This is a genomic window from Halotolerantifilum yawarlongkerapense, from assembly GCF_054506745.1.
In genome coordinates this window covers 2,737,017-2,760,453 of sequence record NZ_CP199719.1, presented here as the reverse complement: position 1 = coordinate 2,760,453, position 23,437 = coordinate 2,737,017, and the positions used below count along the sequence as shown (strand labels likewise).

The 23,437-nt window shown below is 52.3% G+C and carries 16 protein-coding genes and 1 other RNA gene; 4 read left to right on the top strand and 13 right to left on the bottom strand.

Going from position 1 to position 23,437, the window contains the following annotated elements; translation table 11 throughout:
* Positions 1 to 21: 21 nt before the first annotated feature.
* Genes hutH through ACULM0_RS13440 form a run of 5 tightly spaced genes read right to left on the bottom strand, consistent with a single transcriptional unit; the run spans position 22 to position 10,217 of the window.
* Positions 22 to 1,554, bottom strand: coding sequence for a histidine ammonia-lyase (gene hutH / locus ACULM0_RS13460; protein ID WP_463678055.1), 1,533 nt, complete (start codon positions 1,552 to 1,554; stop codon positions 22 to 24).
* 55 nt (positions 1,555 to 1,609) lie between these two features.
* Positions 1,610 to 3,427: a YgiQ family radical SAM protein gene (locus ACULM0_RS13455; RefSeq protein ID WP_463678054.1), complete on the bottom strand. Its 1,818-nt coding sequence runs from the start codon at positions 3,425 to 3,427 to the stop codon at positions 1,610 to 1,612.
* A gap of 53 nt (positions 3,428 to 3,480) precedes the next feature.
* Entirely contained in the window at positions 3,481 to 4,485 is a 1,005-nt protein-coding gene (locus ACULM0_RS13450) for a LacI family DNA-binding transcriptional regulator (protein WP_463678053.1), read from the bottom strand.
* Entirely contained in the window at positions 4,469 to 9,754 is a 5,286-nt protein-coding gene (locus tag ACULM0_RS13445; RefSeq protein ID WP_463678052.1) for a diguanylate cyclase, read from the bottom strand. The genes ACULM0_RS13450 and ACULM0_RS13445 overlap by 17 nt, the downstream gene beginning before the upstream one ends.
* A 31-nt stretch (positions 9,755 to 9,785) precedes the next feature.
* Positions 9,786 to 10,217, bottom strand: a complete 432-nt coding sequence (locus ACULM0_RS13440; RefSeq protein WP_463678051.1) for a MarR family winged helix-turn-helix transcriptional regulator — start codon at positions 10,215 to 10,217, stop codon at positions 9,786 to 9,788.
* A 181-nt stretch (positions 10,218 to 10,398) separates the two neighbouring features.
* On the opposite strand from ACULM0_RS13440, the gene ACULM0_RS13435 reads away from it, so the two are divergent.
* Positions 10,399 to 11,394 (top strand): M23 family metallopeptidase, encoded by a 996-nt coding sequence (locus ACULM0_RS13435; protein ID WP_463678050.1) that lies wholly within the window; start codon positions 10,399 to 10,401, stop codon positions 11,392 to 11,394.
* Between the two features lie 12 nt (positions 11,395 to 11,406).
* Positions 11,407 to 11,844, top strand: coding sequence for a bactofilin family protein (locus ACULM0_RS13430; protein ID WP_463678049.1), 438 nt, complete (start codon positions 11,407 to 11,409; stop codon positions 11,842 to 11,844).
* Positions 11,845 to 11,895: 51 nt separating this feature from the next.
* Here ACULM0_RS13430 and pdxR read toward each other — a convergent pair whose 3' ends face one another.
* The 7 genes from pdxR to ACULM0_RS13395 form a co-directional block, all read right to left on the bottom strand.
* Entirely contained in the window at positions 11,896 to 13,284 is a 1,389-nt protein-coding gene (gene pdxR, locus ACULM0_RS13425) for a MocR-like pyridoxine biosynthesis transcription factor PdxR (protein WP_463678048.1), read from the bottom strand.
* A 96-nt stretch (positions 13,285 to 13,380) separates the two neighbouring features.
* Positions 13,381 to 13,560: non-coding RNA, 6S RNA (gene ssrS / locus ACULM0_RS13420), on the bottom strand.
* 51 nt (positions 13,561 to 13,611) lie between these two features.
* Complete coding sequence (locus ACULM0_RS13415; protein ID WP_463678047.1) at positions 13,612 to 14,526, bottom strand: RluA family pseudouridine synthase; 915 nt, start codon at positions 14,524 to 14,526, stop codon at positions 13,612 to 13,614.
* Positions 14,523 to 15,095, bottom strand: coding sequence for a hypothetical protein (locus ACULM0_RS13410; RefSeq protein ID WP_463678046.1), 573 nt, complete (start codon positions 15,093 to 15,095; stop codon positions 14,523 to 14,525). The genes ACULM0_RS13415 and ACULM0_RS13410 overlap by 4 nt, the downstream gene beginning before the upstream one ends.
* A 581-nt stretch (positions 15,096 to 15,676) precedes the next feature.
* Positions 15,677 to 16,423, bottom strand: coding sequence for an enoyl-ACP reductase FabI (locus ACULM0_RS13405; protein WP_463678045.1), 747 nt, complete (start codon positions 16,421 to 16,423; stop codon positions 15,677 to 15,679).
* A 90-nt stretch (positions 16,424 to 16,513) separates the two neighbouring features.
* Positions 16,514 to 17,542, bottom strand: a complete 1,029-nt coding sequence (ltaE, locus tag ACULM0_RS13400; RefSeq protein WP_463678044.1) for a low-specificity L-threonine aldolase — start codon at positions 17,540 to 17,542, stop codon at positions 16,514 to 16,516.
* A 422-nt stretch (positions 17,543 to 17,964) separates the two neighbouring features.
* On the bottom strand, positions 17,965 to 18,843 hold the full coding sequence (locus ACULM0_RS13395) for an RNA-guided endonuclease TnpB family protein (RefSeq protein WP_463678043.1): 879 nt from the start codon (positions 18,841 to 18,843) through the stop codon (positions 17,965 to 17,967).
* Positions 18,844 to 19,194: 351 nt separating this feature from the next.
* Here ACULM0_RS13395 and ytvI point away from each other — a divergent pair, with 351 nt between their 5' ends.
* Together ytvI and ACULM0_RS13385 are read left to right on the top strand one after the other, a co-directional pair.
* Positions 19,195 to 20,265, top strand: coding sequence for a sporulation integral membrane protein YtvI (gene ytvI, locus ACULM0_RS13390; RefSeq protein WP_463678042.1), 1,071 nt, complete (start codon positions 19,195 to 19,197; stop codon positions 20,263 to 20,265).
* A gap of 150 nt (positions 20,266 to 20,415) precedes the next feature.
* Positions 20,416 to 22,323 carry a type I glutamate--ammonia ligase gene (locus tag ACULM0_RS13385; protein ID WP_463678041.1) on the top strand — a complete coding sequence of 636 codons (1,908 nt, stop codon included), beginning with the start codon at positions 20,416 to 20,418 and terminating at the stop codon, positions 22,321 to 22,323.
* 585 nt (positions 22,324 to 22,908) lie between these two features.
* Here the strand turns inward: ACULM0_RS13385 and ACULM0_RS13380 are convergent.
* Positions 22,909 to 23,310, bottom strand: a complete 402-nt coding sequence (locus ACULM0_RS13380; protein WP_463679889.1) for an IS1634 family transposase — start codon at positions 23,308 to 23,310, stop codon at positions 22,909 to 22,911.
* Positions 23,311 to 23,437 lie beyond the last annotated feature (127 nt).

Genomic DNA, 23,437 nt, shown 5'->3' with positions numbered 1-23,437 from the left:
CTCTCCATACATATCCGTTGGCTACGAACGGTCCAGGGCCCCCGAGGCCACCTCGATCTTTTCGAGCAGATCCTCTGATCGGAGCAATGCTCTGGCCGTCGCAAAGTCAATGTGCATCACGCGGTCTTCCTCTAAAAAGGGAATCTCCGCGCGTAGTCGATCGTAAGCCACCTTGGTTCCTACGCCGGGCTCCATACTTGGCGCAAAGTCCAGGGCCTGACAGGCTGCAAAATACTCGATGGCCACAACGTTTTCGACATTCTCCAGAATCTCCGCCGCTTTACGTGCGGCGATGGTCCCCATGCTCACGTGGTCTTCTTGATTGGCAGAGGATGGGATGGAATCTACGCTAGCCGGATGGGCTAGCACTTTGTTCTCAGACACCAGTGCCGCGGCAGCGTACTGAGCGATCATAAAACCCGAGTGCAGTCCACCGTGCTTTGTCAAAAAGGCCGGAAGACCGCTGAGAGCCGGATTGACCAGACGTTCGATACGACGCTCCGTCGCGTTGGCCATCTCGGCTAGGGCGATGGCCAGGTAATCGAAGGCCAAGGCCATGGGTTGCCCGTGAAAATTACCCCCGCTAAAGGCGATCCCCTCATCAGGGAACAAGATCGGGTTGTCCGTCACCGCATTGATCTCGATCTCCACTTTTTCTTTCACATGGGCCAGCGCATCTTTCGATGCACCGTGGATTTGAGGGATGCAGCGGAGCGCATAGGCGTCTTGTACCCGGCGCTCGCCTTGGTGGGTTACCAGCTTGCTCCCCTTTGTCAACCGTCGCACATTGGCGGCCGTTTTGATCTGGCCCGGATGAGGTCTCACCAAATGGAGCCGTTCATCAAAAGCATCAATAATACCGCCGAGCGCTTCGAGTGTAAGGGACGCCGTCACGTCGGTGAGCGCGGAGAGCCTGAGCGCATCATGGGTGGCGAGAGCACCGACGGCTGTCATCACCTGTGTGCCGTTGATGAGCGCCAGTCCTTCTTTGGACGTGAGGGCGATGGGCTCGATACCGGCGCGTTCCATGGCCTCGGGTCCCGAGAGCCTCTCACCCTTGTAAAAGGCCTCACCCTCGCCGATGAGCACCAGCACCATGTGGGCCAAGGGGGCCAGGTCGCCCGAAGCACCCAGGGACCCCTTCTCTGGGATCACAGGGTGCACGCCTGCATTGAGCATCGCGATCAGGCGCTCGAGCGTTTCGAGACGGATCCCGGAATGTCCATGGGCCAGGGCATTAGCCCTGAGGAGCATCACGGCCCTCACCACCTCTTCATCAAAAGGGTCACCCACACCGCAAGCATGTGAGATAATCAGATTGCGCTGAAGTTCACCCGTTTCTTCCTTGGAAATCAAGGTGTCCGAAAACTTGCCGAACCCAGTGGTGATGCCATAAACCACTTGTTTCTCATCCACAAAACGATCGACCAATTTTCTGGCCTTCACGATGGCCTGGACCGCTTCATCGGTCAAGGTCACCCGCACGCCCTTACGTGCCACTGCCACAACGTCCTCGATGGTCAGATGGCGACCGTCGATCAAAATTTCATTCATTTTTCATTCCCCCTGTCAAAGTATCCATGGCTATTATAACACAAGGAGGTGGGCTTCACGACCGTTCTCTTTTCTTTCCAGGGTGGCGGATCAGGCATTTTGGATCATAGCCGATCAGATCCTCGCGACCAGCGTCCCTGAGGGCCTTGAGCACGATTGTGTAATTCTTGGGGTTCCGATACTGCAGAAGCGCACGCTGGGTACGTTTCTCCCTCGGGTTTTTCGCCACGTAAACAGGTTTCATCGTTCGGGGGTCGAGGCCCGTGTAGTACATGGTGGTCGAGGCTGTCCCTGGTGTCGGGTAGAAATCCTGCACCTGCTGGGGCTGATAGTCAATGTCCCTCAGGTACTCGGCCAGCTCGATGGCCGACTCAAGGGTGCTGCCGGGGTGAGAGCTCATGAGATAGGGCACGAGGTATTGCTCCTTACCCGCCTTCTTCGTCAGATCGAAGAAGGTTTCGCAGAAACCATCGTAAACCTCTCGACCCGGTTTTCCCATCTTGGCCAGCACCTGGTCATCGATGTGCTCTGGTGCGACCTTCAGCTGCCCGCTGACGTGATGGGTGACCAGTTCCTCGAAAAAGGTAGAATCCTTGTCCATCATCAGGTAGTCGTAGCGGATTCCCGATCGGAGGAAGACTTTTTTCACGCCATCGAGATGGCGCACCTTGCGTAGGATCGAGAGCAGTTCCGATTGATCCACCTTGAGTTCAGGACAGGGCTCAGGAAATAAACACTGGCGGTGCTGACACGCCCCATGGTACTTCTGGCGATCACAAGCTGCATTTCTGAAATTGGCCGTTGGTCCACCAATATCGTTGATGTACCCTTTAAAGGTCGGGTCCTCTGTAATCCGCTTTGCCTCCTCTACCACTGAATCTTCAGAGCGGCTCGTCACGATCCTCCCCTGGTGAAAGGTCAGTGCGCAAAAGGAGCAACCTCCGAAGCAACCGCGTTGGCCGATGATGCTGTGACGCACCTCCTTGATCGCGGGCACCCCCCCGCGGTCTTTGTAATAGGGGTGAGGAGCGCGCTGGTAAGGAAGTGCATAAACGGCATCGAGGGAGGGTCGATCGAGCGGCAGTGCCGGTGGCATCTGGACCACATAGCGAAAACCGTTTTTCTGGGCCAAGGGCTTACCCAAGATGGGGTTCTGTTCCCGTTCATAGCGGGCAAAAGCCTCGGCATAGGCTCTTTTGTCGCTGGCCACAGTATCGGCGTCGGGAAGTACCACAACATCTTCGATTTCTTCCGGATCCTCCGTCAAAAAGCAAGTGCCGGGTAAATGGTGGAGGTACTTAATATCGATCCCAGCCTGCAGGAACTGCGCGATCTCGATGATCTGGTATTCGGCCATACCGTAGACGAGCAGATCCGCATCGGAATCGGCCAAAATGGACCGACGTACCTTGTCATCCCAATAATCATAGTGAGCCAGGCGACGGAGCGAAGCTTCAACGCCGCCGATGATCACCGGTGTTTTCTTGTAGAGCTCCTTCAGCTTGTTCACGTAGACCAGCAGGGCCCGATCTGGTCGGTGCCCGGCCTTACCCCCGGGGCTAAAGGCATCCTCCGCACGACGTTTCTTGGCCACCGTATAATGGTTGACCATAGAGTCGATGTTGCCTGAGGTAACGAGGAACCCAAGTCGCGGGGCATCAAAAGCCCGCCAGTCCTTGTCCGTTTTCCAATCCGGTTGGCTGATGATGCCCACGCGAAAACCCGCGTTCGTCAGAACGCGAGCAATTACCGCGGCGCCAAAGGAAGGGTGGTCGACATAGGCATCGCCCGTGACGACAACGAAATCAACGGCCTCCCAACCGTATTTTCTCATTTCGTATTTATTCATGGGTAAAAAATCATTGATGTGCAATAGGGTTCCTCCTTAACTCGCTAGAAAAAAGAACTACGAAGAATCACGTAGTTCTATCGTGCCTGACTGCTACCGCGAACGACCAATTTATGCGGCATGAAATGAATCGTGTTTTCCTTTTCCTCACCTTTGATCTTTTTGATCAGAAGTCGGATGGAAACTGCGCCGATGTCGTAGATCGGTTGACTGATCGCCGTGAGCTTCGGTCGAAACAATTGCGCGACCTTCGTATCGTGAAAGCTCACGATGCTGATGTCCTCCGGTACCCGGTATCCCTTGTCCAGCAGGGCGTTCATGGCCCCGATGGCATTTTCATCCGATGTGGCAAAGATCGCCGTGGGCAGATCACCGCGCTCGATCAGATCGCTGATGTTCTGGTACACCTGAGCCAGCCGGTAGTTTCCGTTGATCACGCGATCCTCCCGGTAAGTGATTTCCGCCTCAGAGAGGGCCTTTTGGAATCCTTCAAGTTGGTTGGCGATAAAAATGTCCTCATCGGTACCGTTGCGGACGAGCGCAATGTCCCTGTGCCCCTGGTCCACAAGATACTTGGTCATCTCGTAGGTGGCTTTCAGGTGATCGACCGTGACACTCGAAGCCTTGATGTCCTCGCTGTAACGGTTGATCAGCACCATGGGTAGATCAGCGGATTCCGTGAACTCCTTGTGCTCGGGCTCAATCTTGTAGGTCATGAAGACGATGCCTTCCACCTGCTTTGAGCGCATGAGATTGAGGAATTTGATCTCCTGATCAATCTCACCATAGGAATTACATAATAATATATCATATCCGTAGGTTTTTGCAATCTCCTCCATGGCATTGAGCACTTCACCGATGAAAAACGAACTGATGTCCGGTACGACCACGCCGATCAGACGCGACTTTTTCATCACGAGGCTTCTGGCCACTGGATTCGGAGTGTACCCCGTCTCCTTGATGACCTCGAGCACACGCTTTTTCACATCATCACTGACGGGTTTCGAGTCATTGATCACGCGTGATACGGTGGAAATGGATACGTTCGCTAGTTTTGCTACGTCTTTAATTGTCACTGACATCTCTCATCACCTCTTTGTCTCCTGTATCGAGCAGTTTCCCCAGCACACCCTTCAGCGTACCGACGAAATGATAGTCTTTTTCCTCGAATTCCTTCGTTTGAATCGACGCCTCGAGGACCAAGGCGCGCCCCGGGGCCCCATCGAGCGGTAGGACGATGTAGGATCGCCATGCCGGCATCTCTAGGATGGGATCAATCGGAGCATCCCAGTTGATAAAATACCCCGACCCGTAGTTTTCAATCAGTTCGATGGTCTTTCGTCGCTCGCCTTCTCCCGCCAATCGTACATCCCCCCCACGCTCATGGGTGAAGACCTGTTGGCCATCGTGGTAAGAGACTTGGTTTCCCTCCACGATTTCAAGCAATTGAATGAAAATCTCATGCAGTCGTTCCTGTTCATCTTCACGATCAAAGAGGGAAAGGATCTTGACCATCGATGCGACGTTATTGGTATCCTGATAGATTTCACCCGTCAGGATGCCCGTCAGGGGATTGATCCGATCGAAATCCTTCGGTTCCATCTCCTGCCAGTGGGTCAGGGTATTGCGCCCACGGTTTTTAGAGACGTAGAGTCCCTTATCAGCGCGATCGATCAACTGGTGTACGGTGAGCCCATCCTTGGGGTAGGTGGCCAGTCCGATACTCACTGTAAGCGGTTGGTGCCCGCCCATCAGGCTGGCCTCTTGTACGTGGATACGCAGTTTATCCGCAACGGCGACGGCTTCCTCTACGTCGCTGCCTGGCAAGAGGATCAAGAACTCTTCCCCACCATAACGACCAACGAAATCCGTTCGCCTGAGAGGATCGCGTAGCAAACCACCGAGCGCCCTCAGGATCTCGTCCCCACGCTGGTGTCCATGGGTATCATTGATCTGCTTGAAATGATCGATATCCACCATGGCCACCGATAAGGGGGCGTGCTGCCGCTCGGCCAGCAGCAGGGCGTCTTCGAAGTGCCGTTCAATCTGTCTCCGGTTAAATGCACCCGTGAGGTCATCGATACCAGAGAGCGTCATCAGGTTGTGGTTGATGACCAAGTTGTGTAACATCGCTTTGAGCGGTCGAAATCGCTCCAGCACTTCTTCTGTAAATCGGTTCAGACTACTGGAGGTTCTGAGGAAACAATACCCCACCGGCCTTCTCGTCTCTACATAACGTCGGTTTTCTTCTCCTGGCTCAGGTAGATCTTCCAATATTGGAAGAATCATCACCGCACGTTTTTCTTTCTGATAATACCGTGCATCGAAACTGAGTTCATTGAGCAAGAGGTCTTCATCGATCATATTGTTCAGTAGGTAGTGATCGATCGTCTCCCCGCTTTCTTCCAGACACAGGCTGAGCAGCAGGGTAGCGGTGTTTCGTTGCACATCGTGGAGATAAAGCTTCGCTTCCTCCGCCAGGGTCAGGACCATCATGTGCTCGAGGATATGACGTAGGTTTTCCGTGACATCCGTGGAGAAGGATCCGATCAGCGCACGCTCATCAAAAAGCGGCTCGGTGATCACCGGTTGGTAATGCTCGGCCACCGATTGTCTGAACTCCTCATCTCTGAAGCGCCTTCCCATCGATGGGAAGTGGAAAAAGTCAGCCGTCTCGTCGATCGCAATGGTTTCGATATCCGATCGCTCCACATTGCCAAGCAGCACAATCGATCGCTTGAGCTCCACCTTTGCGACGTCATGGAGCAGATAGGAACCCAGCTGTACATCGTTGATACGCAGGGCATTCTCCCGTAGGATGGTCATGGCCTTCATATAGGAACCGAGTGCATCGAAAAAGGCACGTCGGTCCCTGTACTCATCGCCCAATAACTTGTAAGCCCGCCATCTCCACTCGCGTTCAGCGGTGGGATTCACCAAGAGTGCCTCGAGCTTCTCGACCCGTCGATCGGTCAGCTTTGCTTCGGCTAGTTGTCTTCTCCAGCGCATCCTGGAGGAATCGAACTGGTGGACGAAGTGGGCATCGATCCTGAGCAGTCGATCCAAGTCCATATACTGATCTGTCTGCAGGATGTCGAAGAAGAGTTCTCCGATAACATAACGTAGGATGCGGATATCAAGTGGGGACTGGGCCCTTTCCTCGAGCGACTCCAAACCAGCATAGTCAACCTTGACCGAATGACCGAAGGCGTTGGTCTTCTTGTGCGTGAGGAGATACCTGAAGGCTGCAAACTTCAGTGCCAAGGGTGCGGGGGCCTTCTCTGACTCGCCTGTGAACCGCGAGATCCAATACGCCATACGTTCGATATGATTCAGGCGGTAGTTATATTCGATGTTAAGCAGGTAAAAATCCAATTTCTCCAGGGTTCTGCCCAAATAGTGGGCATGTTCCCTCTCGAGCTTATCCAGAATAGCAAAGGCCTGGTCATAGGCGTTCATCGGCATATAAATCTCAGCGATCCGAAGGTATGCGTTGATCGTACCCTCTACGTCATCAGAACCTTCCATCTCGTCCATCACCTCTTGGTAAATGGTCAGCGCCCGGTCGTACTGGCCCTCCAAGAAGTAACTCTCACCTAGATTCAAGAGGTAGATCGGTCGTCCATCGTGGAAATTGTTCTCATGCTGGATGGTTAGTACTTCTTCAAAGGCTTCTCTACCCTCCAGGATATGGCCCAGTTGCGTCATTTGGACCACACCGGTATTGTTGATGGTCTTCACGCGTTCCTGAATCTCACCGATGGACTCGAAAAGCTGTGAAGCCATTTGGAAATGAGCGAGAGATTCGTTCACATCCCCACTGTTCACGTGATAGATACCGAGCTCATTGTGAAAGCGCGCCGTGAAATAGGTCTCCTGGCAGGCAATGGACTGCTCGAGACCGTTTATCGCCCGTTGTAGCTGCTCTTCGTTTTTCCCCTCATAGTATGCGAGCCGAGCCAGTAGCGCCTCCGCCTCCAGCTGAATCGGCAGGTTGTCCGAGAAGGTTTTCATCACGGGCTCGATGATCATTCGTGCTTCATCAAAAGCATCGCGTCGAATGTAGATCTTCGCTGCCACCAGTTTCGAATGCGCGTGCAGTTTGGTTTGTCTGTCCACAAGGGACACCAATAGCTCCTCGTTGGCCTCTTCTGCCTCGGCAAGTCGATTGAGCGAGAGGTAAGTCTCTACCAGCCGATAGGTAGTCTCCGACGCCTGCATCTCGTCCCCCATAGAACGGTAGAGACCAGCCAAGCGTCTCAGGTGGGGGATGGTTCTCTCATGCTGGTGTCGATCGACGTAACGGGCCACCACTTGCTCAAGGTACGAGGCTAGGGTCCGCTGGTCACCGGATCTGTCCAGGTGCTCGGCGATGGCAACGATTGACTCCGGACTAAAGCGGCTCACGACATCGGCCATGTAGGCCAGGGCAGCACGGTGGTTCAAGTGCCACTGTTCTTCGACGTTGAGACGGTCGTAACAAATCTGCCTGATCCGCTCATTGGTAAAGGCGTAAAGGATCTCCACATCCGATAGTTTGGACGTCAAGAGATTGAGCGACATCATTTGTTCCAGGTGTCGATCCGCATCCCCCACCTCGTCACCAATATAGCGCATCAGCGTCTCGATGTTCACCGGATTGAAAAACACGCTGATCAGCGAAGCAAAACGCTGTTCCTCCTCGCTGAAGACTTTGAGCACATCGCGGTATCTCTTCTCTTTGCGCTGGTCGATCACGAATTCTGTCATGCTGTCTGCCTCATCGGTAAACCAGATGCGATCTTCAGACAGGTAAATTCTCTCTTCTGCCACCAACCGTTCGATGAGGGACAGCATCCGTCCTGGATTGCCACCGGTCTCCACCATAAAACGACCGGCCGTGTTATAGGGAATCCGACTGATACCGAAGACACCCTTGGTGAAAAGTCCCGCCTCATCGAGATTGAATCTATACAGGTTCAAGCTCGTCGATTCGTCACAAGTGGGAACCAGATCGAGATGAGGTTCCACCGCCGAGAAGATGACTGTGATCTTGTGGTCCTTCAGCCGCACGAGGTGCCGTAGCACTCGACGGTCCAGTGGTGAGAGTTCCTCCAGATCGTCGATGATCAATAGCTGGCCCTCGTGGTGATAGACCCCGGCCAAGAAAGTAGATACCCGGTTGGCCAGGCGATGCATCTCGTGGCTTTCATCCAGCGGTTCCGACGGATCCACGTTCCATTTTTCCTTGATCTCAGGAACAATCTTGACCAGCTCCGGTCCATAGCGCGTGATCAGCTGACTGTTCAAGTGACCTTGGCCGAGCGTTTCTTCCACCAGGTACCTAGCGAGGGACCCGGCAGCCGTCCCCTCGAAAACCAGAGGGGTCTGGCCCTTGAGTCCGTGCAGGCGTGCTAGCTCTGAGAGCAGCCGGGTCTTGCCCACACCCGGCTCACCGTAGACACCTACCAGCTTGAGTTCATCGTCGATGGCTTCCTGGAGACGATCGAGCTCCTTCCTACGTCCCACGAGGTCCAGATCTTTTTGGATGACGTGATAGTCTTGTGCATCATCAAAGGCCAGATCAATATACAGCGCTTCGGTCAGATCTTTGACGAAGGTCTTGACCCGCACATACTGGACCTGTGAAATCTGGCTCATGGCCCTGCGGATCAACTCGTGAAGGGAGGTTCCCTTGATGGTCTGTATGTATTCGCTGAGGCGATTGTCCAAATAATCATAACGGTAGTAGAGGTAAAAGACCACCACCGAGAGACTATAGATGTCGTTCTTGTAGGTACGCCGACGGCTCCATAGAAGCTCGGGGGCGATAAACTGGTTGATCTCCACATTGCTGTGCAGGTTGTTGTTCGCATACAGGCGAACCGACACCAGATCGCTCAGTTTCAGGCGCAAGCGACCGTGCTGGCGATAGATCAGAATATTGTCGAAGGTCAGGTACTGGTATAGCGTACCGCGAAAATCGAGATAGAGAAAGACCTTGAAGAGATCCTCGATCACTGTGATCGCGTCATTGCGAGAGAGCGAAAGGTAGGATACAGGTTCCACATCTTCTAGCAGTTCATAGGTATAGTAATACTGCTTGCGCTCGTAATGGGTACGATTGATGGTCCTGAGCAAATCAAAATCATCGACCCAGAGGAGATTGCGGTGCCGTACACTACGAATCTCGAAGAAGTACTCGGTCAACCACTCGATGATTGCCGAGTTGTTCAAGTTCATATCGATCAATTTCAAATGAACTTGGCGCGAGTGGATGAGATCCTCGGCAAGAAAAAGGATTCCGTCCTCGTCGCGCCCTTCTTCATGAAGTATGCGGTATCGATTGTTGAAAACCCTCACATCATCCACCACCCTTTTCACCACAAGTCCGTGCTTATTCCTAGAGGTCAACTTTCTCGTTCAGCTTAATGAAACTCTCATCAATGCAGGCGATAAGGTCTTCGGGCTCGTCCGACAGGATGGATGCCAGGTACTGTCTTCGGTTCAAAAGCACTCCCTCTAGCAGGCGGTCTCCTTTTTCCAAGACGTGTACTCTCACCACACGACGGTCTTTCTGGTCCTTGATCCTGACAACCAGCTCCGATTTCTCCATCCGGTCGATCAAGTCGGTCACCGTGCTACAGGCCAAGTACATACGTGAGCTCAGTTCACCGATCGTGAGATCGCCCTCCTCGATCAAGTGCAGGAGCACATTGAACTGCGGTGGTGTGATGTTGAAATCCTCCAGAATCTCCCTTCCCTTCTGCTTGATCTTAACGGTCACTTTTCGGAAATTCTCCTCGATTCGGATGATACGGTCGTCTATCTTCATCGCTCTCTCCTTTTGTTATCAGGTGTCGTTTTATTACCTTACATCATACCATAAAGCGCTTGTTGATACTACATTTGGTGGTTTTGAATTTCTGCTACAACTAGTTCGGATTTCTTTTTGCTTTTCACTAGATTATTCAATATAATGTAGAGGAACGCGTCTAGAAAAGGAGTGATACCCGTTGTACAAGCGATTGAAACAATTTTGGAATAAGAGAGTGTGCTTGATCGTCGTGCCGGATGGTGCTGGTACCACAAAAAAACTAACGCTCCATATCCCGATCATCCAGCTTATCGCGGCCCTCATCGTCCTTGGGGCCCTGATCAACGGTGGCTTCTCCTTCTATACTTACATAGAAAACCATGCTCTCAGCTCGAACAACCATGCGCTGAGCGATGAGCTTCTAGTCAAGGAGGACCGGATCGCACGGCTTGAGAGTATCGTCTTTGAACAGCAAACCGAGATCTCGGGACTCAAGGGTGAGATCAACAAGTCCGCTACTTACTTCGATCAGAAGTTCAACGATCTACGGGAAGTGCAGTCCTATGTGGATGAACTCCTCGTTACTTTAAACGAATCGACGGATGCACAGATCAATCTACCGATCCATCGCTCCCTTGAAGAACGGCGCGATGTGCTCTCCACTTCCAAGGAAGACGATGTCGACATCATCGATGGGCAGCTCGCCCTCTCCAGTGAAGACGAAATCACGCGACTCTTGAAAGAAGAAACGACGAATTACGCCGAACTCGTGGAGGATCTCACGAAAAACCTGACCTTCCTCGAGGCCCAGCCCAACCTGGTCCCTACGACCGGCCGTCTCACAAGCTCCTTCGGCTACAGAAGACATCCTGTCAGCGGTTACAGGGACTATCACAACGGTATAGACCTCGCCGCGAACCGCGGGACACCCGTCATGGCCTCGGGCACTGGGATCGTCACCTTTGCGGGATGGAATGGTGCCTACGGCCAGGTGATCGTCTTAGATCACGGCTACGGTTATAAATCCGTATACGCCCATCTCAACGATATGTCGGTTCACGTAGGCGATCGCATCAAAAAAGGAAACACGATCGGAAGTGTTGGCACCACGGGTCGTAGCACCGGTCCACATCTCCACTTCGAAATCCACTTTCAAGATACACCCGTGAACCCCAGCAACGTGCTGATCGATTAGGAGGAATACACCATGTTCAACCAGAAGAAAACGACCGCCGATCGAAAGAGTTTCGATATTCTCATCGGAGCCGACTCTGAGGTCAAAGGCGATCTGAAATCAAAAGGCGCCATCCGAATCGATGGCACTGTCGAAGGAAACGTCACGAGCGAGAGCAAAGTGATCATCTCCTCCGAAGCCAGTGTCACGGGCAATGTAGTGGGCTCTGAAGTGGACCTATCCGGCCGTCTGATCGGTGACATCTCCTCACCCGGACATCTCAAGGTACACCCATCGGGTACCCTCAAGGGTGATGTTGACGTTTCGAGTTTCACTATCGACGAGGGCGCCGTCTTCGAAGGGGCCTGTCACATCGAGGCGAGAAACACGACTGAACAGGACACCCCTACTGATCGTTGGTCCGATAAAAAGGGGCAATCCGTGGAAATGGATCCCGAGGATATTGCTTAAGACGAAAAAATGATGCCCTGCCTAATTCATTAGGCAGGGCATTTTCTATGCTCAATGGGCTTTCAAAATTTGACATAGCCTCAGAAGACCCCGTTCGAGACGGATTTCTGGAACTGCTGCGATGCTGATACGAAAGCTTGAATCCTTCGCTTCAAAAGCATAAAAGGTTCGACCTGGTACTATGGCGATCTCGGCTTCGCGTAGCCGTTCGTAAAGATCACCTAGTTCCTGTCTGTGCGGTGCTTCAATCCAGAAGTGTAATCCTCCAACGGGGACCGTCATCCTATAGGGTGGGGGCAGGTTCTCCTCGAGAACCCGCGCTGCCATGGCAAACCGCCGCGCCATGGCAGCGCGAATGCGCTCCAGTTGCTCCTGCCATCCACCGGCTTCTAGATACCTACCGAAAGCCTTCTGGATCAAGGCGCTGGTCGAGATATCCGTGTTGTGTTTCGCATGGACCAACTTGTTCACGTGTTTGGGTGGTGCCAGCAGGATCCCCAGCCTTAGTCCGGGCAGGTAGATCTTGGAAAAGCTCTTCACGTAGAGCACACGTCCCTTTGTATCATAGCTCTTCAAAGGGAGGACCTCCTCCGCGGAGTAGTTCAGATCCGAAGCATAGTCATCCTCCAGGAGATAGAAGTTGAACCGGTCGGCCAGGTCGATCAGTCGACGCTTCGCGGCCGGGGTCATCGTTGCCCCGGTGGGGTTCTGAAAATTAGGCATGAGGTAGAGCATCTTGATCGGGTCGTTATTGAGAATCTCTTCCAGACGATCGAGATCAATGCCCCCGCTTCTCACAGGCACTTCCGTCAATCGCACACCCCTCGTCCGGAAAGTGGCGATCGCACCCGTGTAGGTGGGTGCCTCTACGACCATATGATCACCCGGGTTCAGTAAACCCTTGGCCACCAGGTCAATTCCCTGCTGGGCACCGGAAATCACGATCAGGTGCTCCGGAAGGCCGTAGATGCCCACATCTTCCAACATGGTTGCGATCGATCGTCTGAGCGGCAGGTAGCCACGTGTTTCTAGGTAGCCGAAGGCCCTGCCCCCTTCGCGATCGATCACCTCGTCGAGCGCTCTCCTGAAAGCTTCCACTGGAAAAAGATCCGAACGCGGCGTGCCCGAAGCCAGATCGAGCGCACCTGGTCTCAGGGCTGGCAGCGATGTTTCCTCTTCCACTTCCTCAACAGCCATACCCTTGACATAAACGCCACTGCCGCGGATCTTGCGTACGCGATCGTCGGCTGCCAGCTGATCATAAGCTTTGACGACCGTGGCACGGTTGACCCCAAAGATCTCTGCACATGTTCTGATCGGGGGAAGGGCATCATCTTTCGCGAGCTCCCCCGATTCGATGGCCTCAAAAATGAGATCGTAGAGTTGTCGATACAGAGGCGTTTTTCGCCGGTGATCCAGTGAACGGTGGGTGTACCACATCGGCTGATCTCTCCTTTTTGAACTAGCCATGACTGAAGTCACAAGGGTACGGCCAACAACATCCCAAACAAAAAAGAAAAGCCATCCGCTAAGATGACTTGGCCCAAGATGTCGTCACGGAAGAAATAGCCAAACCACACCTCTCCAGGTGGGTGGACTGTTCACACGATCAGACGTCCTTTCATAAAGGAAGGCTTGCCTTGACGTGTGAAACGCGTTCTCCCAAATTCTCTCCAGTGGTTGTATTTCAAGAAGTGACGGGCATCTCAGGTTGTCTTTATTATACACGATTTCTATGCAAAAAGAAAGGGGTTGACAGGCTTGAGCCTAGGTCATTTCCTCTCTCGATGCGACAAAATCCGCCATATCCTCAGGAAGTGCCGCTACGAGATCGAGCGGTTCCCCCGTCCTCGGGTGGACCAGCGTCAACCGATGGCAGTGCAGCGCCTGTCTGCCGAAATCAAGCATCGTGGACCCATAGAGTTCATCCCCGATAATCGGGTGTCTCAGGTGGGAGAAGTGTACGCGGATCTGGTGGGTACGACCGGTTCTAAGATCCACCGAGACCAAAGAACTGTCGGGATAATGGGCCACCACGTTGAAGTCCGTCACGGATACCTTCCCGTCAGCCACCACCGCCCGCGCGATGTCTTCGGGCTGCCGCTTGCCGATGGGCAGTCGGATGCTCCCCTCATCATAGGGGAAATGACCCTCGAGCAAGGTCAGGTAAAACTTCTTGTAGGTATCCCCCGCCATCTGTTCAGATAACTGGGCTTGCACATGGGGGTTCTTCGCCACAATCATCAAGCCCGATGTATCGCGGTCGAGCCGGTTGACGAAACGAATTTTCGTCCGATCACCCTGCTCGAAGAGGTAATGCGTCACACCGTTGGCCAGCGTCGGTGCGTAGGTCCCTTTGGTCGGGTGTACCACGAGAAAGGGCGGCTTGTTGACCACCAAGAGATCGGCATCCTCGTAAACGATATCCAGCGGCATCGCGACCGGTTCAAAATGATTGGGTTCCTCGGTCATTTGAAAGCGCACTTCATCGCCGGCTTTTAGCGTCGTTGACAGGTACACCCGCTCATCGTTAAGTCGAATGTGCCCCAACTTCTTTTCGCGCCGTAACAATCGCGTCGATATCCCCAGGTGCTCCGTGAGGTAGGCCCGTAGTGTCATACCGACGTGAGCGTCGCCAACAGTTCTGAAAAGAAGGTGGCTTTTCGTCACATTTCCCGTCATATCCGGTACCTCAAGATTAGCTTTTCCTTGGTCCTGACCTCCAAGATCAGAATATAATGATCAAAATAATCCCCGGCGAAACGGATCAGATCACGGTCCGACAGAGATTTATCCTGGAACTCGATGATCTCGACATCCACTTCTTCCCATCCCGCACGGAGAAGGCTGTCCTTCTTGCGATGACGGATCAAGTCAATGGGGACGGATCCGTAGACGTTCCCGCAGATCGTCTCGTGATTCTTCCAGAATTCGTTGTGGGCTTCAAGGGCGCCGGCCGCAGAGAGCTCAGCCGTGCGCTCTTCGCCGAAATACTCCAGGAAATCACCTTCGAAAACATCCTGGCGATGGGTCGGTTTGTAGAGAAACTTCAGTTCGTTGATTACTTCGTATGTAGGCATCGCTTCGTAATCGAGCCCGATCGAACCGTCGAGAGATAAGGATCCCTCCAATTGGTCGAGCAGGCTCCGTATCTTTCCGATCGTCTCGATAGAGGAGGTCCGATTATCGAAAGAAATATAGGTCTCGAGCAAGCTGATCGTCCGTTTTAACTTGTCTACTTTTCTATGCATAGGGTCATCACCTTTTTTTGTCATTTTCCTATCCCCATTATATCAGATGGAAACAGTGAATGAAATGAGAAAACCCTCGGGGGTGAATACTCCCACCACTTCGTTTTCGCAGGAAAATTAAGGGGGGGGGGCTTCTACGTAGCTTTTAGACCCGTAGATAGCTCTTCCTCAAATACGGCTTGAACGCAGAAACCTAAACTGCTTGCAGTGTAAGGTCCATATCCAAGCGAATTCATGTGGACAAAGTGCCTTGTACGCTCTGCCCAAGTGAGGGCATTTTTGCCCTCACTTCAGACCATCCCTTCTCAGGGAGGACTTTTCTGTATTCTCCTATGAAATAGCGTGCACCGATATTGTGCGAAACGTTTAGGTCTGAATTGTAGACTTTTCCGTTCGGGAAAGTGCAGACCGCATAGTTTTTTTTTCACTCGGATCACTGACCCAGAACCATCGAATGCGAGTGAACTTGTGTACGCTGGGTTTATGGTCCTTACCCTGACACCATTAACCACTGGCATGAAAAAAGAGAACACATCACCCTCCGGTGGTCGTGTTCTCCCTGTTGAACGCTCTATTCGTATTCAGTAGCCCAACACATGGTAACCGCAATCGACATGGAGCACCTCACCGGTGATTCCTGAAGCCATGGGGCTCATCAAGAACAGAGCGGCGCTTCCGATCTCGGCACCTTCGATCAACCGGTGCATGGGTGCCTTTTCGATGAATCCCTTGGCCAGATCGTTGAACCCAGACACACCCTTGGCAGCCAGCGTTTTGATGGGCCCGGCTGAAATCGCATTGATCCGGAGACCCTCGGGACCCAGATCGTGCGCGAGGTACTTCACGCTGGACTCTAGGGCCGCTTTGGCCACACCCATGACATTGTAATTCTTTACAACCTTCTCTCCACCGTAGTACGTCATGGTCACGATAGAGGCCCCCGGCGTCAGGTAGGGTCGTGCGCAGCGCGTAACGGCCACCAGGGAGTAGGCGCTAATCTCCTGTGCCATCAGGTACCCCGAACGCGAAGTGTCGTAGTAGGCGCCCTCCAGCTCCTCTTTCTTGGCATGAGCGATCGAATGGAGCACACCATCGACCGGCGTTCCGATCTCGTCAAAAGCCCTTTCGATCGATGCATCGTCCGTGACATCACAAGCCACAAAGATCCCTTCTGGATCCAGTTTTTCCAAACTCGCCAGACTCTTCTCGCCAAAGTACGTATAGATGACCTCTGCCCCGGCTTCCTTCAGCGTCGAGGCCACGTGCCACGCGATGCTCCATTTATTGGCCACTCCCATGACCACCATTCTTTTCCCTTCCAACCGCATATTTTTACCTCCAACTATTATTATCAGGTACTATGTTAAGCCCATTATAGCGGAATTCCTCTCTCCTGACAAGAAAAAATGCGGCCCCAATTACACGGGCCGCACGAGAGTCGTTACGGTTTTGATCAATTTCTCCACAGCATCTGCTGGCGTATCCTTGTTCACCACGAAGCGGTAAAGACCGTCTTCCATGCCATTGACCAGGATACTCCTTTCCTTTAGCCCCTGGAGCAAGTCCTCTTCCTTTATGATTCCTTCTTCGATCTTGAAAAAAACCATGTTAATATCGAGGCGGTCGCGCAAAACTTCAACGCCCGGTAGGGCATCGAGTCCTTCGGCGAGTTCTTTCGCCAGCCTGTGGTCCTCGTACAGGCGATGGCTCATCTCTTCGATTGCAATGATCCCCGCTGCGGCCAAAATTCCGACCTGCCTGAGTCCGCCACCCATTAGTTTTCGCTTTTTCCGCGCTCGCTCGATAAAGTCCGCTTCTCCCACTAGCATACTCCCCACCGGTGCAGCCAAGCCCTTGGACAGACAGAACATCACGCTATCGGCATAGGCGCAGATCTCCGCTGGCTCGACCTCGAGGGTCGTCGCGGCATTGAAAAGTCGTGCGCCATCGAGGTGCACGGGGATGCTCCGCTCCTTCGCCAGCGCGTACAGTTCCCGCATATTCGTCATCGGTACCACTGCTCCCGTTGAGTGCGCGTTCTCCACACAGAGCAAGGAAGTTTCGGGATAGTGAATATCTTCCTCGCGGATCACGCCCTGCACAATATCTGGATCCATGTAGCCGTTGACCGTCGGAATGATGCGCAGCTGTACGCCGGCGATCACGCTGGCTGCCCCCACCTCGTGGTAGAAAATGTGGTTGTCCTCGCCGACGATCACCTCGGTCCCCCTCGGACAATGGGTGAAAATGGCCAATTGGTTCCCGAAGGTACCGCTCGGTACAAAAAGCGCGGCCTCTTTACCGAGTTTTTCTGCGGCCAACTTCTCAAGCTGGCGAACCGTTGGGTCATCGCCGTACACGTCATCTCCCACTTCTGCATGATACATGGCTTCGCGCATCTTGGGTGTTGGTCTCGTTACTGTATCTGATCGAAAATCATAGTACATCACAAACCCCTCCTTCACAAAAATTGTAATCTATCTCAAGGTGAATTGCAACCGCCCCCTGACTGCTCTGCACACATGAATGCGGCAGGTTCCAAATGACTAGAGGTTTCTAATGCCGAAAAAGATGTCCGATCGACAAAACTCACTCGGTTTATCTGGACTTTACCACCCACACCCCAGATGGAGTGTTAGCGGTAGCTTAAGGCCGGCAGCTCGACCCAATTGGTTAGTTACGCTGTGCTATCTACACCGTAACTTGAAAACAACTCTACAACTTCTGTCTTTCTGAGCCGTTCAATCTCTTGATCGTGTGACCTAAGAAAGTGTTCATATGTATCGAAACACCGATCTGTGCCGGTATGTTGTAGACTCTCATGGCTGTTCATGATGAGGAAGCGATTGTTATGTTTTATCACGAGGAACTATTTACCGCAACTCTGGGACTTAAGAATCCACTCTAGGTGAAGATCTTCGATGTCGATCACGTCGTGGTTTTTGACGATATCGGTGGAAAGCTCATGGAGGTAGTCTTCGCGTCTGTTCCTAATTTTCTCATGAAGGAGAGAGACTTTTCGCTTCTGCTTTTGATAGTTCTTCGCTTCGGACAGTTTCCGTCCCTCTTTTTTCGCTCGCTCTTTTCTGCGAGAAAGAATGCGCTGTTCTTTAGCTAATTTTTTCTCGAGTGAGCGAAAGAACTTAGGGTTGTCATAGACCGTTCCGTCGGAAAGAATGGCAAAATCCTTCAGCCCAAGGTCAATGCCGACAGAAGAACCCGTCTTTTTTAATGGCTCAATGTCGACTTCGCAAAGAATTGAAACAAAATGCTTGTTCGCAGCATTTCTGCGGACGGTAGCATGAATGATCCACCCTTCAACCTCGCGGCTTTTGGCGAACTTCACCCAACCCAGTTTCGGAAGCTTGAGGCGGTTGCCTTTGACTTCGATGTTGTTATTGGTGAAGTTTGTTTTGTAGGACTGGACGGGATTTTTCTTGCTCTTGAACCGTGGATGTTTTGATTCTCCTTTGAAAAACCGTGTATAGGCATCTTGGAGGTTTTCAATTGACGCTTGAAGAGCAATGGCATCAGGTTCCTTTAGCCAGGAGAGCTCTTTCTTAAGCGAAGGAAGCTGACTCGAACAAATGCTGCGGGTTAATCCTTTGCCGGTGGTTTTGTAAGCAGTTTCCCACTCGCTCAGGAAGTGATTGAAGATGTATCGACTACAACCGATTGTCTTAGCAATCTGCTCCGTTCGAACGTTGTTAGGATAAATTCTGAACCTGTATGCCTTATGCTTTAACAAAAAAACCACCTCCTTGTAAAGATTTTATATGAATCAAAGTACTCATGCTGATATGGACTTGAGCACTCTCTTCATGTACAACAACTGGAGATCCTTTGGGGGCGCTGAAGACGATTGCTCCCAATAGAGGAATGAGTAGATGTTGCCTTCTTTGGTATCGAGAAAGCGACAATGACAAAAAAACTCAGTGCATGCAGTTCATCCACACGACATCTATTTGACATATAGGGTGGTAGCTTCCTTGCGCCGAATTTTGTGACATTTGTTCAATATCGGGTAAAAGAACCTTGAGGATCTTCTTGCCGCATCCTCGTGAGTTGAGTCATGGGGAGTCCAAAGGAGGTGTAGTGGATGGATGTATTTTTAAGAAAACTAGCGCTGATCGTAGTGCTGATCGTTACCCTGTTCTTTGGGTATCGACTTTTGATCATGCTACTCGTCATCCTTCTTCCCTTCTTGATCGCCCACCTGCTGAGCCTTTGGATCTCCCCCTTTGCCCGGAGAATCCAAATCCCTTGGGTCAAGAAACTCTTCACTGTTTTCTCCCTCCTAATGATGCTCGCCCTCATCGGCCTTGTCCTCTACGGAATGGGGACCTTGATCGTTATCGGCCTCAAGCGTTTTGCAGACCAAACACCCAGGTATATTGATGAGCTCACGCTCTATATCGATCGGGTCTTGCGATCTCTCGAACGGTCCATGACTTTCTCCGGTCAAGAAGTGGATCTGATTTCTCTGGTTGGTGACATGATCCAAAATCTGCTGGGGAACCTGGCCTCCGCTGCGCGGAGCACCTTCACCCTGCTCGTGGGCGTCGTGACCTTCCTGCCACAGCTGCTCCTGGCTTCGATCATCGTCCTGCTGTCGGCCTATTTCATGATTGTGGAGAACCGCGATCTCACCGTATTGGGGCGACCGCTCCTCAAACGCATCCGTTTCCATCATCCCGCCCTCGTCATTTTTAGAAAACAGGTATTGCATGTGGTCTGGGGTTATCTGAAGGCCCAGTTCATCCTCATGGGCGTGACCTTCCTCCTGTCCACCATCGGTCTGCTTCTGCTGGGCGTTTCCTACGCGCCACTCATCGCCTTGATTATCGCCATCGTGGACTTCGTCCCACTGCTCGGACCCGCGGTCATCTATGTCCCCTGGATCTTGAGCTATCTCATTCTAGGCAATTCTCAACTGGCCCTTTTTCTATTCCTACTCTACCTTCTGGTGACCTTGGTCCGCCAATTTCTCCAGCCCCAGATCCTCAGTGTCCAGATTGGTCTCGATCCACTCCTCACCTTGCTCTCACTTTACGCGGGTCTCAGGCTCATGGGGGTCGTTGGTATTATCATCGGGCCACTCGTGGTCATCAGCGTTCGTGCTTTTGTCGATTCAGATCTCGATTTAAAATCAATCATCCAAAGGCTGTGACGGAAATGTCATAGCCTTTTCAAATTGACGAACGTTTTCCTCTTTAATTGCCATGTATTTTCGCTTTTAAAGCTTTACATTATACGATGATATGCTATAATTATTCACATATTTTAGCTCACCGTATACTTTCAACAGGAGGGGTTACCCATGAATGATTTGCTCTACTACATCGGTAAAGATGTGCGCGATCCTAAGGAGCTCACGGAACTGATCAGGAGTCATCCGGAGATTCGTTTTGTATCCGTCGTGGCAGTCGATCTAGGCAATAATCATACCGATGAGAGAATTCCCATTGAAGACTTTCTCAAGGACATCCCCAGCTTCCTCGCCACGGGCGTGCAGACCGATGGTTCTAGCGTGAACCTTCCCGAGATCGCAGAGATCAACAATGCGAAGGTCGACCTATTACCCGATCCAGATGTCAAATGGCTGGTGGACTACAACCGATCCAATCTTCATGATAACGGACAACCCGTCGGCACCCTGATCATTCCCGCCTACCTCGTCCACGATGGGAAGCGTGTCGGTTCGCGCTCCATCGTTTCCCGAGCAGTGAATCACTTCAGCGATCGGTGCTTCGAGCTCTTCGAATCGCATCCAGAGCGTTTGAGCGATTTTGGACTCTCCTCTATTGAAGAGATCGATTCCTTCCACCTGACGGTGGCCACCGAGTTGGAGTTCTGGGTGAAGACCCCCAACACCCACGTGACGGAAAACACTCTCTCCACCTCTCAAAGTCTCAAGGAACAGTACTGGAAGCGCACCGTTGGCCAAGTGCGGACGGCTATGGAAAGTGCGCTCGAACAGCTTTACAAGTACGGCTTCGAACCCGAGATGGGTCATAAGGAGGTCGGGGGTGTGGCTTCCAAGCTCACTGCCTCCAACCAGTACGCCCACGAAAACGAGCAGATCGAGATCGATTGGAAATTTGACTATGCCCTTCAATCGTGCGATCACGAGCTTTTCGCCAAGGACATCATCAAAGATACCTTCGAAGCCCATGGTCTCGAGGTAACCTTCCAGGCTAAACCCATCGAGAATGTGGCCGGTAGTGGGGAGCACCACCACCTGGGGGCACAGCTTCGCACGACCGCTGGACGTCTCTTCAACCTCTTCAGTCCCCAGGACATGACCGGAGACTATCTGAGTCCCGCCGGTTACGGAGCCCTGATGGGTATTCTCCACAACTACGAGGTGATCAACCCCTTCGTCACAGCCACCAACGATGCCTTCAATCGCCTCAAGCCAGGCTTCGAGGCACCCGTTTGTACCGTTTGTTCGCTCGGCCACGCGAGAGATGTCGCTTCACGTAACCGAACGGTTCTCATCGGTCTGGTACGCGATATTGACAACCCTCTTGCGACGCGTTTCGAGCTCCGCTCCCCGAACCCCTTCACCAACAGTTACCTGGCCGTCAGCGCCCTCTACCAGAGCATGCTGGACGGGATGCAGGCTGTTTTCGCATCGGGCGTTGCGCCGGAAGAACTGGAGGCAGGCCTGAATAAGAAGCCTGGCGAAAGCCACTTCTATCTGAGCACCGACCGCTCCTACCGTAGTGAGGTTGACGTCTTTGAAGACTTCACGGCAGAGGAAAGGGACAGTCTCTTTGGACGTCCCCCGAAGACAGTCTACGAGAACATGATCGCGCTCGACAACAACCCCGAGAAGATTGAGATGCTGCTCGCTGGAGACGTGTTCACCGAAGCCATCATCTCCTCCTACCGCAAGGACCGATTGTCGCAGTGGTTGCTCGAACTCGAGGGCCGAATCATCAAACAGAACCGTACTTTGATCCGAACGTTGAAACGTCTTCACGGCAAGGAGGACATCACCGATCTGGATGTTGTCAACTGGGAACAGATCAACGGCCTGCGTTTCTCCCTGATGAAGGACAGCATGAACAACAAGAGTCTGTTCACCAAGTTGATCTCATCCATCGATGCGAAGGAGTACGAGACTGTCAGCACCTTGCAGGTGGAAATGGCCGACCACATCGCCCGCCTCAAGCATCTCTACGATCAGTACCGCGACAACCTCGTCACCTACGAGCTATAGAGCCTTACCAATAGGGTAGAGTGAAGGTCTCCCTCACCCTCCCCCCGTTGCACCGTACGTACGGGTCTCGTATACGGCGCTACATCAACGTAGCATCAAATAAACCCAGATAGTACGCCAAAGACCGACCAGACCTGGTCGGTCTTTTGGCTTGGTCCCGAGTAACTTGGGATTGAGCGCGCAGTTCACCACGTAAATCCCGCACCTTCTACTCCACCCTAGTCGGGAGTTGGCTACTTTATTGATCTCCGCGTCCGAGAAAAAATATTTTTCCCGACGATTCCGTTTCCCGAGTTTAGGAAAAATAATCAACAAGAACCAACCTTAGGCCTCGCAATCACAGGCGTTCAGGTTGGTTCTTTGTTAGCTTTTTGCGTTGTGTAATATCGCCTTCCTCTTTGCTTGAGCTCTTCTACCCTAAGTTCGCTGTAGTTTAGGTTCACTCCAAAGCTCTAAAGACATCATTTTGCTTGTTCAAGGAGTAAAATCCTTTGGATAGTCTCCGACAAGTGGCGCTCTTCAATGATTCCTGAATCCTTCTCACGAGAATCGACCATCTAACTTCAGCTCGAGCATCCTACAAAACTACAGTGCGAGGAAACAGATGAGAAAATGGCCAGCGATACGATCGTCTCTCCTGACAAAGACTGGCCTGCCCTCCAGATCAGATTTCACCACACGGAATGAATCTTCAATCTTCCAAAGTCCGCGATATTTTTCAATCACCTTTTCATCTGGCATTTCGAGTTCGCTTGTGACCAAAGCATAGTAGCCATCGAGAGTGACATCTCTGTCATACCGTTCTTGATCAAAACTCAACTTGGTCTCTTTCTCAGTGACCTCTCCTGTAGTAGTATCCACTTCGACTTCCTTCAGGTACTTTTTCACACCAAACTTATTGGAAGCCTTGTATCCGGATTCTGTTCGTAGGCTCGCTGGCTTTGCTACACCACTTCCTCCCCTTTGGCATTGCTGCTTCCGGCTTATGGTTCGCTAGACTTGGCGGTAAATGCCTGTACCAGGACTTTCACCTGCTAGAACGGTGCCATGCCATGCCCGGCACACAAGATAAGCGAGGGCGACCCTTTTCGGGTCGCCCTCGCTTTTTCTTTCG